This is a genomic window from Shewanella sp. MBTL60-112-B2 (assembly GCF_019655055.1).
Classification (GTDB): domain Bacteria; phylum Pseudomonadota; class Gammaproteobacteria; order Enterobacterales; family Shewanellaceae; genus Shewanella.
In genome coordinates, this window is record NZ_BPFA01000004.1 from 113,026 (window position 1) to 131,746 (window position 18,721).

General features: G+C 44.9%; 14 protein-coding genes. 5 read left to right on the top strand and 9 right to left on the bottom strand.

Going from position 1 to position 18,721, the window contains the following annotated elements:
• Positions 1-141 precede the first annotated feature (141 nt).
• Positions 142-1,329 carry an energy transducer TonB gene (locus K5Q73_RS03815; RefSeq protein WP_220761793.1) on the top strand — a complete coding sequence of 396 codons (1,188 nt, stop codon included), beginning with the start codon at positions 142-144 and terminating at the stop codon, positions 1,327-1,329.
• A 128-nt stretch (positions 1,330-1,457) separates the two neighbouring features.
• On the opposite strand, the gene K5Q73_RS03820 is transcribed toward K5Q73_RS03815, so the two are convergent.
• The 6 genes from K5Q73_RS03820 to nadK form a co-directional block, all read right to left on the bottom strand.
• Complete coding sequence (locus tag K5Q73_RS03820; RefSeq protein ID WP_220761795.1) at positions 1,458-2,027, bottom strand: LUD domain-containing protein; 570 nt, start codon at positions 2,025-2,027, stop codon at positions 1,458-1,460.
• Positions 2,028-2,031: 4 nt separating this feature from the next.
• Positions 2,032-3,405, bottom strand: coding sequence for a lactate utilization protein B (locus K5Q73_RS03825; RefSeq protein ID WP_220761797.1), 1,374 nt, complete (start codon positions 3,403-3,405; stop codon positions 2,032-2,034).
• Positions 3,406-3,413: 8 nt separating this feature from the next.
• Positions 3,414-4,157: a (Fe-S)-binding protein gene (locus K5Q73_RS03830; RefSeq protein ID WP_220761799.1), complete on the bottom strand. Its 744-nt coding sequence runs from the start codon at positions 4,155-4,157 to the stop codon at positions 3,414-3,416.
• 405 nt (positions 4,158-4,562) lie between these two features.
• Entirely contained in the window at positions 4,563-7,382 is a 2,820-nt protein-coding gene (locus K5Q73_RS03835; protein WP_220761801.1) for an FAD-binding and (Fe-S)-binding domain-containing protein, read from the bottom strand.
• Between the two features lie 111 nt (positions 7,383-7,493).
• Complete coding sequence (locus tag K5Q73_RS03840; protein WP_220761803.1) at positions 7,494-9,137, bottom strand: L-lactate permease; 1,644 nt, start codon at positions 9,135-9,137, stop codon at positions 7,494-7,496.
• Positions 9,138-9,803: 666 nt separating this feature from the next.
• Positions 9,804-10,682, bottom strand: coding sequence for an NAD(+) kinase (nadK, locus tag K5Q73_RS03845; protein WP_220761805.1), 879 nt, complete (start codon positions 10,680-10,682; stop codon positions 9,804-9,806).
• Between the two features lie 100 nt (positions 10,683-10,782).
• On the opposite strand from nadK, the gene grpE reads away from it, so the two are divergent.
• Positions 10,783-11,385 carry a nucleotide exchange factor GrpE gene (gene grpE, locus K5Q73_RS03850; protein ID WP_220761807.1) on the top strand — a complete coding sequence of 201 codons (603 nt, stop codon included), beginning with the start codon at positions 10,783-10,785 and terminating at the stop codon, positions 11,383-11,385.
• Positions 11,386-11,483: 98 nt separating this feature from the next.
• On the opposite strand, the gene dxs is transcribed toward grpE, so the two are convergent.
• From dxs to xseB, 3 genes are read right to left on the bottom strand one after another with little or no spacing between them, the layout of a single operon-like run.
• Positions 11,484-13,349 carry a 1-deoxy-D-xylulose-5-phosphate synthase gene (gene dxs / locus K5Q73_RS03855; protein WP_220761808.1) on the bottom strand — a complete coding sequence of 622 codons (1,866 nt, stop codon included), beginning with the start codon at positions 13,347-13,349 and terminating at the stop codon, positions 11,484-11,486.
• Positions 13,350-13,370: 21 nt separating this feature from the next.
• Positions 13,371-14,252 carry a (2E,6E)-farnesyl diphosphate synthase gene (ispA, locus tag K5Q73_RS03860; RefSeq protein ID WP_220761810.1) on the bottom strand — a complete coding sequence of 294 codons (882 nt, stop codon included), beginning with the start codon at positions 14,250-14,252 and terminating at the stop codon, positions 13,371-13,373.
• Entirely contained in the window at positions 14,253-14,492 is a 240-nt protein-coding gene (gene xseB, locus K5Q73_RS03865; protein WP_220761812.1) for an exodeoxyribonuclease VII small subunit, read from the bottom strand.
• Positions 14,493-14,915: 423 nt separating this feature from the next.
• Between xseB and pomA the strand changes: the two genes are divergently transcribed.
• The 3 genes from pomA (at position 14,916) to thiI (ending at position 18,696) form a co-directional block, all read left to right on the top strand.
• A complete protein-coding gene (gene pomA / locus K5Q73_RS03870; protein ID WP_220761822.1) occupies positions 14,916-15,683 on the top strand; it encodes a flagellar motor protein PomA in 768 nt (255 codons plus the stop codon).
• Between the two features lie 4 nt (positions 15,684-15,687).
• Positions 15,688-16,656, top strand: coding sequence for a flagellar motor protein MotB (locus tag K5Q73_RS03875; protein ID WP_220766129.1), 969 nt, complete (start codon positions 15,688-15,690; stop codon positions 16,654-16,656).
• Between the two features lie 585 nt (positions 16,657-17,241).
• Positions 17,242-18,696, top strand: a complete 1,455-nt coding sequence (gene thiI, locus K5Q73_RS03880; RefSeq protein ID WP_220761840.1) for a tRNA uracil 4-sulfurtransferase ThiI — start codon at positions 17,242-17,244, stop codon at positions 18,694-18,696.
• Positions 18,697-18,721: the final 25 nt, after the last annotated feature.

Here is an 18,721-nt window from a genome sequence, read left to right on the forward strand (position 1 = left end):
CTCTTTATTGACTAGAAAGTGGCGACTTGCTTCCCAGTCTGTCGCTATGTTAATTTGGACTCTGATAGTGCAAAAGTTGTACAAAAACTGCTTTTGCTAAAAATAATAAGAAAAGCTAATAACAGTGAATAAGGATTTTTCATGTTACTTCCGTCTAATCAAGGAAAAACTGCAACAAATAGTGATTTTTCTCGCCAAAGAAACTCAGCCGGACAAAGGCTATTTTGTGCCGCCATATTTGTTAGTGCCCTAATTTTATCACCTCAAACCTTTGCCTCTGAGTTTGGTGACGCGTATTCAGCCTACAAAGCCGCGGTGACCTCAAAGGATGAAGCGAATATTGAGCTATATGCACTAAAGTCTTACGAGCTTGGTAAGCTTAAGTTTGGGCCTGATAGCCTAGATACAGCAATATTAGCGCTAAATGCGGGTAATGCCTTGATTGTGAACTTACCCAAAAATACCTTTGAAGAAGAAAACGAGATTAAGGCTAAAAAGTTAAAGCTACAGGCGTTTGAGTTGTACCAAGTCTCGCTAACGACTTACCGTAAAAACTACGGTGACAAAGCAATAGAGCTAATCGATCCGCTTCTAGGGTTAAGCGATGCAGTCAGCGCTAAAGAGGCTCGTAATTATTTAGATGAGGCACTGGAAATTGCCGAAGCTTCGGACCATGCCATGTTGCTTGCCGACACCAAAATGGCTTATTTTGAGCGTTTAGTTAATACCCCTTATTACAAGCCTAAGGTACGTGATTACGCCTTTGATGCTCAACAGAGCTATGCCGACTTATTGCCGGAAGAAGCAATGAAGCGCGTACTGACGAGTTTCACAGTGGGTAATGTACGCTTTGCTGAAAAAGATTATGACGAGGCAGAAGAGCTATTTTTAGGGGTTATTAAGCAGTTTGAAATGCTAGATTATAGTCACCCTTATGAGCTTGCTGCACATGCTAGATTAGTTCAGCTATATGAACTTGAAGGTGAAAGTGACAAGTCGACAAAGCATTGTATCGCTATCGGTGACATGACACCTTGGAACGATAATATCGAGCCTACCCCCTTGTTTCGTAAAGAGCCGAAATACCCCTTAGCTTATGCCAAAGCGGGGAAAACAGGTAGTACTACGATGAGTTTCACCATAGACAAAATGGGCTTTGTTAAAGACCCTGTGGTTACCGACACACAAGGTGGCAGTAAGTTTAAGAAAGAATCATTAAAGGCACTGAAAAAGTGGCGCTATGCCCCCAAGTTTATAGATGGCAAGGCCGTTGAAGTACAAGGAATGAGCGTAAAACTCGACTATTGGCTTGAGAGGACGCGACGTTAATATTCGCGATAAAAAGATAAAGAAAAGCCCTAACTTACCTGTAGTGAGTTTAGGGCTTTTTAATGTCTAACTTGCTAACTATTTCGTACAAACTGAATTGTTGTAGTTAGTTCGAGCTAGGTGCTAGTTTAAATGAGGTACACGTTTAAACTACAGGCACCATGAGCACCAACAACCAGCGCTTGTTCAATATCAGCAGTTTTAGATGGACCAGCGATAAAGGTGCCGAACTCTCCAGATCCAAGAGTGATGCGGCTCGCGGCTTGATGCATATTAGCCACAATCGTTTTTGCCTCTAACACCAAAAATAGGTTTTCGCAGATAAATGGCGTCACGCGATGGCCAAGGTTTTTATTGTTAACCCAGATAGCGCCATTTTCTGCCACGCCCAAGTCCCCCGGGATCACCGCGTAATCGATATCTCTCAGCTGGTGGGCGGTATCGGTCACTTCGCGATTACCTTTAACACCGTCAACCATAGAGATGATTTGCATCCCCTGAGCAATATGTTCATCAACTTGAGCTTGCAGCTTAGCTAAGCCACCTTCACGGTGTAAGGTACCTGCCACCGTATTTAGACTTGTTTCAAACTGGCCGACTAAGTCATCGATTCGTGGCGAAATATCGATAACGGGCATAGCTTGAGGTGCAATTGCAGCGCTCTTTAGTGCTTCAAGGATATAGTGTTTGCTAGACATGTTTTTAGCCTCTGTTCTTCTTAAACCAAGCTTCGAAGCTTGAGTCGGGGGCTACGGGTAACTCGCGGTATTTACCCCAAGCACCTGAGAATGGTTTGAGTAAGCTACCCGGTAGAATTTTAAGCGCAGTGCGCGCAATGCTCATTGAGCAATTAAGCGCGGTTTCACTGGCCATAAACTTGCCGACTAGTGGCATATAACTGGCTTTGCCGTAGGGGAGTTTTCCGGCCTCGGCTTTTAGGCGGCGATGATGGTGGATGATTTTATCCAGTGGCACCTTAGTTGGACACACATAAGAGCAGCTACCACATAAGGTACATGCCCAAGGGATCGAGTTGGTATCATCCCTTTGCGAGCCTACCGCAATGCCGATAGGACCAGGAATGGTGTAGTTATAGCTGTAGCCACCTGAGCGGCGATACACAGGACAGGTGTTAAGGCAGCCACCACAGCGAATACATTTTAAAGATTCGGCTAATATTTTGTCTTTTAGCATGTCTGTACGACCATTATCGACAATAATCACATGCATCTCGCCGCCATCTTGTGGGCCGCGATAAAAAGAGCTGTAAGTGGTAATAGGTTGCCCCGTTGCGTTTCTGGCAAGCGTACGCAGCAGAACCGCCGCGCTATCAATATTAGGCACTATCTTATCTATGCCCATAGAATGCAGCTGCAGCTTAGGTAAGTTGGCGCCCATATCGGCATTACCTTCATTGGTGCACACAACAACAGCGCCTTTATCGGCAATCGCCATGTTCACCCCGGTCATCGCGGCATCGGCTGACAAAAACTGTTCACGTAGATGCGCGCGGGCTGCGCGAGTTAAGTAAAGTGGATCTGATGCCCCCGCATCTGTGCCGAGCTTGTCGTGAAATAGATCGCCCACTTCCTCTTTTTTCAAGTGAATCGCTGGCACCACAATATGTGATGGGGGCTGCTCCGCCAGCTGAATAATTCGCTCACCTAAGTCAGTATCGATCACCTCAATGCCATGCTGCTCCAAATAAGGGTTCATGTGGCACTCTTCGGTGAGCATCGACTTAGATTTAACTAATTTTTTGACCTGATGTTTGGCCAAGATTTCATGCACGATACGATTGTGCTCTACGCCATCTTTGGCCCAGTGCACTTGAATATTGTTCTTTATGCAGTTTTGCTCAAACTCTTCTAAATACTGGCCTAAATGCGTCAGTGTATGTAGCTTCATCTCCGAGCCAATTTGGCGCAGTTGTTCCCACTCGGGCAAACTTCCTGCCGCGCGATCACGTTTTTCACGCAGTAGCCAAAGAGCTTTAGAGTGCCAATCGACACGGGACTCATCTTTACAGAAGATCTCCGCCTTATGGGCGTGTACCGCTGAATTAGAGGTAGACATATGTTCTCCTAAAGCGCTGCGTTGATGACTTGAGCGATATGGCGAGTCTCAATAGGCAGTTTCTGCCGTCTGACCATGCCATCGATGTGCAGTAGGCAAGAGGGATCGAAGCCTACAGCATAAGTCGCGCCAGTTTCGGCATGAGCCTGAGCTTTATCTTTGCCCATCTTAGCCGATACAGCGCCTTCATCTAGGGCAAAGGTTCCACCGAAACCACAGCATTCATCGCGGCGCTCTGGATAAACAATTTCAATTTCAGGGATCGCTGCGAGCACGGCTTCAAACTTGTTCATCCTTGGGCCCATCTGCTCACTAGGAGTGGCTAGATCTAGCATGCGAATACCATGGCAGCTCATCTGTAGACTGATTTTATGGGGAAACGGCTTAGTAAATGCTGGAATAGGTGAGATGTCGTGAAGAAACTCTGTTAACTCATATAACTTGTCGATAACGGCTTGAGCTTCAGGACTAGTATCAAACTCGTGAAAGTTTTCTTTGGCGGCTACAAGGCATGAAGCGGCTGGGCACACAATGGCATCACACTCAACGCCTTTAAAAGCATTAAGCAATTTCATTGTGGTTTTTTTGGCTTCGTTATAGCAACCAGAGTTGGTCATTGGCTGACCGCAGCAAGTTTGGCCTTTTGGCAGTATGACTTGGTGTCCGAGTTTTTCTAATAATTCTAAGGTGGCGATTCCCACTTCTGGGACCATCTGATTCACTAGGCACGGAATGAAAAGTGCGATCTTCATTGTGTACTCTCTTCTATTTTGCAGACATTGTTAGCGACTTTTAACCGTAGGAAATAACCGTAGGAAATAACCGTAAAAAGTAACCGCAAAAAGCCTGCTTTAGAAGCCGACTTAATCTTTAACGGACATTCGCCTTTATTTACTCACTTAATAAATATAGGCCGATCCCCCCATAAAAAGTAGTGCTAATTTAGCAAATAAACTTAGTGACTTTTGCAAAAATGAAAACAACTTATCTAGTTGTATTAAATGATAATTTTGGTTTTTTATGGTTTGGGCTGTAGAGAGACATCTACAAATGGTTAGTTAGAGCAATCGTGAGATGAAGGTTTATGCAAGGTAAAGAAAGTTAGGGGCAATCTTTGCCCCTAACAGGGTGTTGATACGGCTAATTTAAGGTGATTATCAACGAGTACATTCTTCTAAAAGATACGCAAGATGACGATAAGAAATACCACTGTGCTGAGTTAAACCCACTTCACACATACGGTTAGCGTAATAGCCTTCGCTGACATCAACCGGGATGAGTTTCTTAATATTACGCAGGGCGCTGGCGTTGATTTCAGGCTTATAAAGACCTTTTTCACCAGCATAACCACAGCAATCTATGCCTGCTGGACGAACAGTTTGCTGACTACAAGCTTCGATAATAGCTTCCATTTTCGGCTCAAGCTTCATTTTACGAGCACTACAACCTAAGTGCAGCGCAACGGCTGGCTTCTTACGATTAATGGTCAGCTTATCAAGCAGCTTGTCATGGATAAAATCAACCATATCGACTATCTCAACTTTGTCGGTCAGTGACTTATCGCCTGCAAGCGTGCGGTATGTACAAGATAGCGCATCGATAATAACCGGTAGTTTACCGCCTTGAGTCATGGCTGCAACGGCTTCAATTAGCTCTATGCGTTTAGCATCGGCATTTTTAAAGTCGCCTTTTGACTCCCACATTTGACCACAACATAAGTCGCGAGTTTTCTCTGGGGTAATGACGTTATAGCCTGAGCGTTCCAGTAGGGTGACAACCACTTCAGGTAAGCTGCGGTTGTCAGGATCTTTTGGCGTTGGGCCAAAAGTGCGGCCGCCGCAAGCTGGGAAGTAAACGACGGTTTCTTGCCCCGGAATAGGTGCGCTAAGCTTAGGCAGTTTGCCACCCTTTGGAAAATCAGGATTCCAATAAGGTACTTCCTTACTTACCACGCGACCCGCTTTCATTATTGCGCCAGTTATCGCGCTACCAGTAATTTTGTGGACCGTACCAAGAGCATTAAAACCTGTGCTAATGACTTGGTTAACCGCGCCAAAATGCTTGGCTTGAAAATCCAGTACCTTCTGCTCTGTGGTGCTGATATACGGCGTTCTGAGTTTGCGTACAAGGTTACCCATGCTGTTATCGACAGGGCAGGCGATAGTACAAAGTTGACAGGCGGCGCAGGTGTCAACAACGTCATATTTTGCCGCAGCGCGCATATCTTCAGCGGCTTGTTTGTCACCGGACTGCTCTAAGCGCTCAATTTCACGCAAGGTTGCAATACGTTGGCGCGGTGACATATTCAGCGCTGACGTTGGGCAGGTTTTTTCGCAGAAACCACATTCAATACACTTATCGACTAAGTCATCGACCACTGGGCAAGGTTTGATATTCTTAACATGTATTTGGTTGTCGTCGTTAAGAATAACTCCAGGGTTTAGTAGACCTTCTGGATCAAAAATCTGCTTAATACGCTTCATTAAGGTATAAGCGTCGCTGCCCCATTCCATTTCAACAAAAGGCGCCACTGCGCGGCCTGTACCGTGTTCGGCTTTCATTGAACCGTCGTACTTATTGATCACCATCTCAGCCACATCTTGCATAAAGTCGTGGAAGCGCTCAATGTCTGCTTGAGAGTTAAATGTTGGGGTAATAATGAAGTGGAAGTTACCAGCAAGAGCATGACCATAAATAACCCCTTCCGGATAGTTATGCTTATGGAACAACTCGGTTAAATCGTTAGCCGCTGCGGCTAAGTGTTCAAGCTCAAAGGCAACGTCTTCAATAATAACCGAGGTGCCTTTAGGGCGCTCGCCGCCAATAATTGGGAATAGGCCTGAGCGCATTGCCCAGTATTGACCAAATACAGCTGGGTCGTCACTGAAGGTAATAGGGCGCTCTGTTTCAATATGAGCAAGTTTAGCAATCACGTCTTGGGTGTAGATGTCTAATGTGGCTTTATCGTTAGCACGCGACTCAATCAACAAGATTGCAGCGCCTTCAGGTAACAGAGCTAGCCATTCTGGCATGCCTGCTTTACCTGTTACCGCTTTAATTGATGCCCAATCTAGTAGTTCTGCTGCAGCTACGCTATCACCTACAATTGGCGGCACGGCTCGAGCGGCGTCTTCCATATTGAAAAATACGGCCATGGCAGAGGCTTTAAAGCGCGCTTCATCAACGGTGTTATAAGTCACTTCTTCTACAAAGGCTAGTGTGCCTTCAGCGCCGACAATTAGGTGGTTAATTAGCTCAAAAGGATCGCTAAAATCCACTAAAGCATTGAGGCTATAACCTGTGGTGTTTTTAATGGAGAATTTTTTGCGAATTCGCGCAGCAAGCGTACTGTTGTTAATCGTTAACTGTGCCAGATCGGTTAGCTCTTGTAACAGCTGAGGGTGCGATTGGCTAAATGCCGCTTTTGACTCTTCACAGCCCGTATCTAACTCGGTGCCGTCGGCAAAAAGCAGTTTTGCTGAAGCGATAGTTTGATAACTGTTTTGCGCTGTGCCGCAGCACATGCCAGAGGCATTATTTGACACAATGCCGCCGATTTTTGCCGAAGCAAGCGTTGCAGGGTCGGGACCGATTTTCTTATTTAATGGCTTTAGTACCGCGTTGGCATCGCCGCCAATAACGGCTGTGCCTAAGGTGATTTGTGATGCATCGTCACTGACTGTTAATGTTCTAAAACCATCGTGACCAAGAATGAGCAAAATACCTTCACCGATAGCTTGGCCAGATAAACTGGTACCGGCAGCGCGGAAGGTTACCGGTGCGCCGTAAGTACGGGCAATGGCTAGGGTGCGTTTAGCTTGCTCTAAGGTATCGGCATGCACCACGATTTCAGGTACGATGCGAAAATAACTGGCATCAGTTGACCAAGCAAAGCGACGCACAGGATCGTTAGTTGCTGCGTGCTCACCGATTTGTCTACGTAAATCTCTTAATACTGCTTCATAATTAATCGACATTTAATCTTATCTCATACACTTTTTAAGTGGATAAAGCCGCTAATGAAAGCGGCTTTCTCGATATTATTATTGTTATTAAATTTAGTTTTCTTGTTGTATTTAAGGGAAGGGCTAAAAGCCTCCCCATACCGCAGCTATGGTACCGGCGACTAAAGCATAGCCTAGTGCCACTGGCATCGTCTTACGGATAATTTCAGACTCGCGGCCCGCCATGCCCACAACAGTTGCTGCAGCAACAACGTTCATTACGCACATCATGTTACCCGCGTTAGCCCCAATGCCTTGCATCGCTAATATCAACGCATGGTTAGCACCAATATTGTCGGCAACACTGTATTGTAGGCCTGAGAACATCATATTTGAGAAGGTGGCAGAGCCGGATAAGAAGGCACCGAATATACCCACAATCGGTGAAACCCAAGCCCACACAGCGCCCATACTATTTGCCAAGGTATCGGCAAGCGCGACAGGCATAGAGGCTAGACCCGAAGCATTTTCGCCTGAGTTTAAGAAGATCTTTACCATAGGTACGGATGCACCTAAGGAGATAATAGTCGGCACCATAGACTTACAAGAGACTGAGATAGACTCTTTTATTGCAGGAGACTTCATTCTAAATAGGAAGAAGCCTAAGATACACACGAGAACAAAGAAAGCGCCTGGCGCGTACAGCGTGGCGAAACCTGCTTTTAACTCAGTGCCGAGTAATCCGGTCCAGCTGATATTAAAGCTCGATAACCAAGCTTTAAGCGGCGCGACAGTACGTGATAACACGAGTAGTGCAGCCATAATTAAATAGGGTGACCATGCAGCAAGTTGAGAGAACTTAACTTCTGTGTCTAGCTCTTCACGTTTCTGACCATCATTTTCAGCAAAGTCGTTCCACTGCTCTTTTGGTAATAAGTAACCTTTTTTAGCAACAGGGATCACCACAGCCATACCCACAAGAGCACCAATAACCGATGGGAACTCTGGGCCTGCAAAGTAGTTAATCAACCAAGCTGGAACGGTAAAGGCAAGGCCTGCAAATAGGGCAAACTTCCAAATGGCTAAACCTTCTTTAAAGGACTTATTGCGACCAAAGAAGCCAGTCAAAATAGCCACCATAGTTAATGGGATCAGTGTGCCAGTGATTAAATCGATAGTGATCATATGCATGGCAATAAACTGCGCGAAATCCGCAAAACTACCGCCATGTTGGGCGATTTGTTCGGCTGCCATATTGCTACCGCCCTGGGTTAGCCCTTGCTCCATACCAAATAATACTGGCAGGCCAATGGCGCCAAACGATACAGAGGTTGAGTCGGCAATTAACGCAACAACTGCTGCAGCAATTGGTGGGATCCCAAGTAATACCAGCAGTGGTGCACCAATTGCCGCAGGGGTACCAAAGCCTGCTGAGCCTTCGATAAACGAGCCAAATAGCCAACAGATGATAATCACCTGTACGCGGGCGTCGCCACTAATATTGGTGAAGCCTGCGCGAATGGTATCCATTGCACCGGAATACTTAAGAGTATTTAGCAAGAACACAGCACCAAAAATAATAGTCAGTGGAGTTAATGCCGACAATAAGCCCTCAACCACGGAGGCTGCGAGAAAGGTCGTGTCCATCTGCCAAACGAATACCGCTGCAAGACCTGTAAATACCATGGAAATAGGCATGGCTCTGGATGCTGGCATCCGTAGTAGGACTAAAAACAGCATAACGCTGATGATCGGCGTTAAGCTTGCGAGTAGTTGAATAAAGGTCATGCTTGCCTCGATATGTTGGAGTTTCTAGCTTCAATTTCTACTTCAAATAGCTAAATTTGAGTGGCTCACTTCTTGGTGCTGTTATCAATCCACCTAATAACTTTTAGTTGTAATGGATTAAGGTGTGTACTAAACGTGAATTAGAGATTTGTGAATATGATCTGGATCATACTGATGCCTAATTGTGGTTGATAATGACATTGGTGAGACGTGTCACGAGTTTACGCTTTCCTGCTTGTGATCTTGGTCACGCAAAAAGGCGTTAATGATATGCGGGTGTCGAATTCGAGTTGAGCGTAAAGGCTATTTTGGCTGTATAAACGATTAAAATGTTAACTTTGCATCGTTACATAGCTTGGTTTTGATCGCTTAATTTCTTGATTGATATTGAGTAAGAGCTTTCACTCTAGCTTTGAGGGTGATCTGTGTCTCATTTAGCTGTTTTGCTTTATTTGGTTTTGCTAACATTATTAAACTAAGTTAATGTTTTTAATTATTTTAGCAGTTTAGAGAGGATAGCTTTAATTGTTACACCTCAAATTAAGGTGCAGTAAAAATTGTAGGTTATTAACAGTTAAAGTCTGAAAGTTACGGTAAGAAAGGAGCGAGCGGGGCGAATGTTGCCGATAGCCACTTTTAATTGGGCATATCGGCAAAATGGATTGATTAAAAAAGTTTGCTACCCCAGCCGAGCTTGGAGCGCAAAACGTGAAAATAGTTGTGCCCCTTAGGGTGAACAAGCCTTAAGGTTTCATCACTACGCTTGATAATTATCTCATCGCCAGGGAGGACAGACAGGTGGACGTGGCCATCGCAACTGACTTCTAGGTTGTCGGCGTTATGCGGTGATACGACTAACTTGATGATACTGGCTGCATCGACAACGATAGGCCTGCAAGAAAGCGTATGCGGGAACATAGGCACTAAGATCATCGCTGACAAATTAGGGGTTAAAATCGCGCCACCAGCAGAGAGTGAATAGGCTGTCGACCCTGTAGGAGTCGAGATAATCATACCGTCTGCGCGTTGGCTATACATGAATTTGTCGTCAATATAGACCTCAAACTCAATCATATGGGCAATTTTTCCGGGGTGAAGTACCGCTTCGTTAACTGCTGTATTGCTAGACTTTAACTCACCATGGCGGTGTACTTCAGCTTCGAGTAAGAAGCGCTGCTCAATTTCAAACTCGCCCTCGAGTACTTTTGATAATGCTTCTTCGAATGAGTCTGGTGGTAAGTCGGTTAAGAAACCTAAGTTGCCACGGTTAACGCCAATAACGCCTATATTGAACCTTGCAAGCACACGAGCAGCACCAAGCATATTGCCGTCACCACCGACAACAATGGCTAAATCGCATTGCTTACCTATTTCTAATAGGTCAACAGATTGGGCTTGAGGGCCAAGCTCACCAGCGACTCGCTCTTCGACTAAGACTTTGTAGCCTTGCATACTCAGCCAATGATGCAATCTTTTTAAGGTCAGGTTGGTACCTTTATGGTTAGGCTTACCAATTAGACCAATTGTGTGAAACGTATTGCTCATAATTTATGTTAGATCCAGCTTTAGGCCTTGAAACCTTAAATTTGATCCCCATAATATGCCCAGAGCATGCAGAAACAAAGCATTTTTAGCTGGAGCAAAAATGAGCAACCAAACAAACAAAGCACAAGATAACCAAGTCGAAGAGATCGTAGAAGGCGAATTGCTTAACGAAAACGGTACTGAAGCGACTAATGAAGCCTCTTTGATGGATGAGCTTACTCAAGCAAATTTCCGCGTAGAAGAGTTAGAGAAAGCTTTGCAAGAAGCTGAAGCCAAAGTCGATTCGCAAAAAGACTCAGTGATCCGCGCTGCAGCCGAAGTCGATAATATTCGTCGTCGTTCAGCAATGGACGTGGAAAAAGCGCACAAGTTCGCGTTAGAAAAGTTCATCAATGAATTACTCCCTGTATTAGATAACATGGAGCGTGCTCTGCAAGGTACTGACGCAGAAGCCGAAGCGACAAAAGCGATTTATGAAGGTGTTGAACTGACAGCTAAGAGCTTTATGAGCACGGTTGAGAAGTTTGGTTTAGTTCAAGTTAACCCACAAGGTGATACCTTCAACCCTGAATTACACCAAGCGATTGGTATGCAACCAAGCACAGAGTTTGCTGCAAACACTGTAATGATGGTAATGCAGAAGGGCTACACATTGAATGAGCGTCTATTGCGCCCAGCAATGGTAATGGTCTCTCAAGGCTAACTGTTAGCTTATGCCTGTACTCGCCTTGTGCTGAGTATAGGCAATAAAAAAGGACTGCTTTAGCAGTCCTTTTTTGTGGTTAGCGCTTTCAAAAAGCGTTAAGCGATAAAGTCTTCAATCTGCTTTTGAATACCAGCAGCATCTAAGCCTAGTTCACTGATGATCTCATCAGGTGCGCCGTGCTTAATAAACTCATCAGGCAAGCCAATTAGCAATACAGATTTTGGCAACTTTAGAGTCTGCAATAGCTCAAGTACGCCAGAACCCGCACCGCCCATAATGGCGTTTTCTTCCACGGTAACTAATACATCGTGGCTTTCTGCCAGCTCTTTAACTAGCTCTACATCCAATGGCTTCACAAAGCGCATATCGGCAACGGTGGCATCCAGTGCTTCAGCAGCCGTTAAACTGCTTGCTAGTAAGGTGCCAAAGTTAAGGATGGCAATCTTCTTACCTTGACGCTTGATTAAGCCTTTACCTATTGGCAACGCCGTCATGGTTTCGACTTGCTTAGCACCGGTAGCACTACCACGTGGGTAACGCACAGCAGTTGGGCCATCGTTGTAGCAATAACCGGTATATAGCATCTGACGACATTCATTTTCATCAGACGGCGCCATGATCACCATATTAGGCACTGTACGCATAAAGCTTAAGTCGAACGCACCTTGGTGGGTTGGACCATCGGCACCAACAATACCACCACGGTCGATAGCAAACAGGACAGGTAGTTGCTGGAGTGCCACGTCGTGGATCATTTGATCATAGCCACGTTGCAGGAAGGTCGAGTAGATAGCGACAACAGGCTTATAACCTTCACAAGCAAAACCGGCACCTAAGGTGACAGCGTGTTGCTCGGCAATTGCAGCGTCAAAGTATTGCTTAGGGAAACGCTGAGAGAACTCAACCATACCTGAGCCTTCACGCATTGCCGGCGTAATACCTAAGACCTTTTCATCTTTTTCAGAGATGTCACACAGCCATTTACCAAACACTTCAGAGAAGGTTGGATCAGACGGTTTAGCCGCAGGCTTTTCAAAGGTTGATGGATCAAACTTTGGTACCGCATGCCAGCCGATAGGATCTTTCTCTGCAGGTTCATAACCACGACCTTTTTTGGTCATGATATGCAGCACTTGTGGACCACTTAAGTTGCGCATATTACGCATGGTTTCAACAAGAGCGTCTACGTCATGGCCGTCAATTGGGCCAATGTAGTTAAAGCCGAGTTCTTCAAATAAAGTACCAGGAACCACCATGCCTTTTAGGTGCTCTTCGGTGCGCTTAGCCATCTCTTTGATAACAGGCATACCTTTAAGCACTTTCTTGCTGCTTTCACGAATCGTGGTATAGAAGCGACCAGACATAAGCTGTGCAAGGTGGTTATTGAGCGCGCCAACGTTTTCAGAGATAGACATCTCGTTATCGTTAAGCACCACTAACATATCGTTATGCAAGTCACCAGCGTGGTTCATGGCTTCAAACACCATGCCACCTGTCATTGCACCGTCACCAATTACGGCAACCACTTTACGACCGGCTTGCTCTTTTTCTGCAGCGACGGCCATAGCAAGAGCGGCACTGATAGAAGTCCCTGAATGACCCACACTAAAGGTGTCGTATTCACTTTCTTCGCGCCATGGGAATGGGTGCACCCCGCCTTTTTGGCGAATGGTGTGCATTCTTTCACGGCGTCCGGTTAGGATTTTATGAGGATAAGCTTGGTGACCTACGTCCCAAACTAATCTGTCAAATGGCGTGTTATACACGTAATGAAGCGCAACAGTCAGTTCCACCGTGCCTAGACCCGATGCGAAGTGACCGCTTGATTTACCCACAGACTTCAATAGGAAACCTCTAAGCTCGTCTGCCAATTGTGGCAATACTGCTTGAGGGAGCTGTCTTAGCTCATCTGGCGTATTAGCCTGTGCAAGCACAGGAAATTGAGAAATATCAAAACTCATACGAGATTCTTTGTCTCTTTATTAAACTCTTCGCTCAATGATGTAACGGGCGAATTCTGCAATTAACTGGCTATTGTATGGTAATTTAGCCAGCGCTGATAGTGCGTCCTCAATCAAACTTGCCGCAGTTTCTTGAGCGCCCTCTAAACCAAGCAACTTTGGATAGGTGCTTTTGTTTGAATCTGTATCTGAGCCTTGTGGTTTTCCTAGCTCTTCTGTGCTGGCGATGATATCGAGAACGTCATCTTGAACTTGAAAAGCCAGGCCAATGGCATCGGCAAAATCGAGCAGAGCTTGACGCTCATCTTGGTTAACCTCTGCTGCGATGATAGCAAACTCCACCGCACAGCGAATAAGCGCACCTGTTTTTAGTTTGTGTAGCTGTATTAAAGTGGCTAATTCAATCTGCTTGTTAGTGGCGCTAAGATCCATCGCCTGACCACCACACATGCCACTATACCCAGAGGCATTAGCTAAGGCTCTAACCATAGCTAAATTCTGTGATGGAGTAATGTTTTCGATGGGCTCACTGATGATTTCAAAGGCGAGAGCCTGTAATGCATCTCCCGCTAATATTGCGGTAGCTTCATCGAATGCAATATGTACCGTCGGTTGGCCACGGCGCAGAGCATCGTTATCCATTGCGGGTAAATCATCATGGATTAGTGAGTAAGCATGTACACACTCAACAGCTGCTGCACAGGTATCTAGGGTAGACAGCTTAACACCTAACATCTTGCCAACAGCATAAACCAGAAAGGGTCTAATGCGCTTTCCGCCAATTAAGGCACCATGCTTCATCGCCGCTTTTAATTGCGGTTCGATATCGGCAAGTGAGTCGATACGTAACTCAAGTTGCTGGTTGATACGCTCTTGGTACTGCTTTAGAGACTCTAGTAACAATTACTCACCCTCAATATCATAAGGTTTAAGAGTGTCGACACCCTCTTCTTGCATTAGTACGGCCACTTTTTGTTGCGCATTTTCTAACTTAGTTTGACTGTTGCGCACAAGCTTAATGCCGCGCTCGAATTGCTTTAAGGCGTCATCGAGAGCAATATCGCCATGCTCTAAGTCGGTTACGATTTTTTCTAGCTCGGAAAGTGAATCTTCAAATGAGAGATTTTCTGGTTTTTTTGCCACGATGATCATTCCTAGAAATAAGCGGTACACAAAGTATATCAGCAGGACACAAGGGTCAAATCAAGCCGTTGACTATTTGCGCAAAAGCACGCTTTCAATATCAAACTTGTTAGTAACGTGAATCAATTATACGTGAGCTAACGGAGTATAGATCAGCTATTCAATCGCCAAGCTTCAGAGGTATTCCTGCAAATGAAGGCGTATTTTAACGGAAATATCACTCAAGAGATCCTTTTTTTGGTCGTTATATAAATTGCAATGCTAAAAATATGACAACCAATGACGTGTTTCGCGACTTGGTACTTGCCGTAGCATCAAAGGCATAATATTGTCGCTACTTAATTTATCAGAGCATTATACGTAGCAATGGGCATTCTAGACTGCAAATTACGCAGTGTTTTGATTAGTATTTGAGGAGCAGCTTTGGATTTAGCAACCCTAATAGGACTTATTGGCGCATTTGTCTTCATCATTATGGCAATGGTCAGTAGTGGTGGCATAGGTATTTTTATTAACGTGCCCTCGATTCTTATCGTTTTAATCGGTTCGTTGTTTGTGGTTATGATGAAGTACAACCTCAAACAGTTTTTAGGCTCAGCTAAGATTGCAGCCAAAGCCTTTATCTTCAAACTAGATAAGCCAGAAGAGCTTATCGAACAATCAATCTCAATGGCCGATGCGGCCCGTAAAGGCGGTTTTTTAGCGTTAGAAGAGGCTGAGATCAGTAATAGCTTTATGCAAAAAGCGGTCGACATGTTAGTTGATGGCCACGATGGTGATGTAGTGCGTGACGCGCTTGAAAAAGACATCGCGCTGACTGAAGAGCGTCATAGAACTGGCATAGGCATCTTTAAATCAATTGGTGATGTGGCGCCTGCAATGGGTATGATTGGTACTCTGATAGGACTTGTTGGCATGTTGTCGAATATGGATGACCCCAAATCTATTGGTCCGGCGATGGCCGTTGCACTACTAACGACTTTATATGGTGCAGTGGTTGCTAATATGGTCGCACTGCCGATTGCCGATAAGTTATCTCTTAGAATGAATGAAGAGATGCTAAACCGTAATCTTATTATGGATGCAGTCTTGGCAATACAAGATGGTCAGAATCCTCGCGTGATTGAAGGCTTCCTGAAGAATTACTTATCTGAGAAATCGAGAAAAATAGACACCTTGGAAGGGGCGTAAGCAGATGGCTAAAAAGGCCAAATGCAATTGTCCTCCACCTGGTGCTCCTATGTGGTTGGCAACCTTTGCCGATTTAATGTCGCTGCTGATGTGTTTCTTCGTTCTGCTGCTGGCATTTTCTGAAATGGACGTGATGAAGTTCAAGCAAATTGCTGGCTCGATGAAATACGCTTTTGGTGTGCAAAATAAAGTTGAAGTGAAAGATATTCCAAAGGGCACCTCGGTGATAGCCCTAGAGTTTAGACCCGGCAAGCCAGAGCCAACACCGATTGAAATCATCAACCAGCAAACCAATGAGATGACTGAACCCATGCTTGAGTTTCAAGAGGGTGATGATGCAAGTGCTGGTGGTATTCAGCAGCAAAGAGGTGAACAACGTGGTGGCCAGGCATCGGCGACAGCTGTAGAGCAAAGTGAGGCCGAGGCTAAGGCTCAGAGCGCTGCTCAATCTGATACCCAGTCCACTAAGACTCAAGCTTCTGCTCAAGATAAAATCAACGAGCAGGTGAAGAAGATGGCGCAGGAGCTCAACAAAGAAATTGTAGATGGCGCGATAGAGATCGAGTCTTTAGGTCAGCAAATCATTATTCGTATTCGTGAAAAAGGCGCGTTTGCGTCGGGTTCAGGCTTTCTACAGCCTAGGTTTAAACCTGTAGTACGTCGGGTTGGTGAGTTGCTTAAAGATGTGCCTGGTATTGTCACTGTATCTGGGCATACCGATGATTGGAACATCTCTAACGAGCTTTATAGCTCTAACTGGGACCTGTCGAGCAAGCGAGCCGTAGCTGTCGGTCATGAGTTGATTAAGGTGAAGGGCTTTGAGCCAAAACGGATGAAAGTGGTGGGAATGGCATCAGCGGATCCGTTAGTGGAAAATAATTCCAGTGCTAATCGCGCCCGCAATCGTCGAGTGGAAATTGCGATTGAACAGGGTAAAGCTAAAGAGTCGCAAGAGATCCAAGTTAGCCAGTAGCCATCACTTTATAGACAATTAAAAACACGCAATATGAGGCCTCTCTATTGCGTGTTTTTATTTAAGAGGTCTTAAGCAGACTGTTTAATACCAATCAGTATAAACATTTAGTCACTCAGCGAGAGTTTAGCGGTTTTGAGGCAAGGTCATTAATTGCTCCTGCATTAATGACATTCATCACATCTGACCTCTAAGGATGGAGGAAATGTCTTATGTATGTCAGGAACATACAAGACCATGTGGTTTGCAACGAGTTAAGAGCATAGTTGAACTAGGGTTAAGTTCCCTCTTGTTCCTCAAGAGTCAATGCGTCAGGAACGCTAAAACTCGCCATTCTGGAGCGTTTTTGGCTGCCCACTTCCGCGTTGAATATCTTTACAAGGGAATAACCATTCTTACAGCTATTCGCCTTGAATTAGTTTGCCAAAAAGCGCTCTGAGTAGATCAACTACTCATACTGATTGGTATTAACACCCAATATTTACGGTTTTGTCGAGACAAACTGCGATTGGATATACGCAATTGCTACACGATCTTGTTATAATCGGTGAATTGCTGTTTAAACTACCCCCTCGCGGAAGACCAATGAAATTTATCGTAAAACTGTTTCCTGAAATCATGATGAAAAGCAAGCCGGTAAGAATGCGCTTTACCAAAATGCTTGAGACCAACATTCGTAACGTACTTAAAAAAGTCGATGAGACAGCTAAAGTACAACGCCAGTGGGACAAAATCATGGTGATGGTGCCAGATGATAGGCCTGATCTGGTTGAAGCATTTGCTGAACGTTTAGCCTGTATTCCAGGTATTGCCCATGTACTGCAAGTGAATGTTAGCACCTTTACTTCAGTTGATGACATTTACCAACAGACCTTAGTTGCTTATAAAGAGCAATTAGTCGGTAAGACTTTTTGTGTACGTGTAAAGCGTGCAGGTAAGCATGACTTTAATTCGATTGAAGTTGAGCGCTATGTTGGTGGTGGATTAAATCAGTTTACAGAAGCAGCAGGTGTTCGTTTAAAAAATCCTGACATGACAGTGCATCTAGAAATTGATAACGACAACCTTTATCTTATCGATAAGCGTATTGAAGGCCTAGGTGGCTTCCCTATGGCGACCCAAGAAGATGTGTTATCACTCATCTCTGGTGGTTTCGATTCAGGTGTATCAAGTTACCAGTTTATCAAGCGTGGCTCTCGTACTCACTATTGTTTCTTCAACTTAGGTGGCGACCAGCACGAAATTGGTGTTAAGCAAGTGGCTTATCATTTGTGGCAGAAATACGGTGAGTCACATAAAGTTAAGTTTATCTCTGTACCGTTCGATCCTGTGGTTCAAGAAATCCTAGAACGTGTTGATAACGGCCAGATGGGCGTGGTACTCAAGCGTATGATGATGCGCGCAGCTGCGCGCGTTGCACATAAGATGGGTATTCAAGCATTGGTAACTGGTGAAGCTATGGGTCAGGTATCAAGCCAAACACTAACTAACCTAAACGTGATTGACCGTTGTACAGAGCAACTAATCTTGCGTCCGCTGATTGCTATGGATAAGCAAGATATTATCAACCTTAGCCGTCAAATCGGTACCGAAGACTTTGCTAAGTCAATTCCGGAATATTGTGGTGTGATTTCGCAAAAGCCAACGGTTAAAGCGGTATTAGCAAAAGTAGAAGCTGAAGAAGCTAAGTTTTCTGAAGATCTGCTTGATCGTGTTATTGCAGATGCTGAAATTATCGATATTAGGGAGATAGCAACGCAGATGGATACTAAAATTACCTCAACAGAAACCGTCGATGCAATTAGTGCTGGCGAGATCATTATTGACGTCCGTGCACCAGAAGAGGAAGAGAAGTCTCCACTAGCGGTTGATGGTGTCGAAGTTAAGGCTATTCCATTCTATAAGCTAGCGACTCAGTTTGCCGATTTGGATAAAGAGAAGAACTATCTACTTTATTGCGACCGTGGCGTCATGAGCAAGCTGCAGGCACTATATCTGCAAGAACAAGGTTATGAGAATGTTAAGGTTTACCGTCCTTAATATGAGCTAATGATTGTTAATTAGC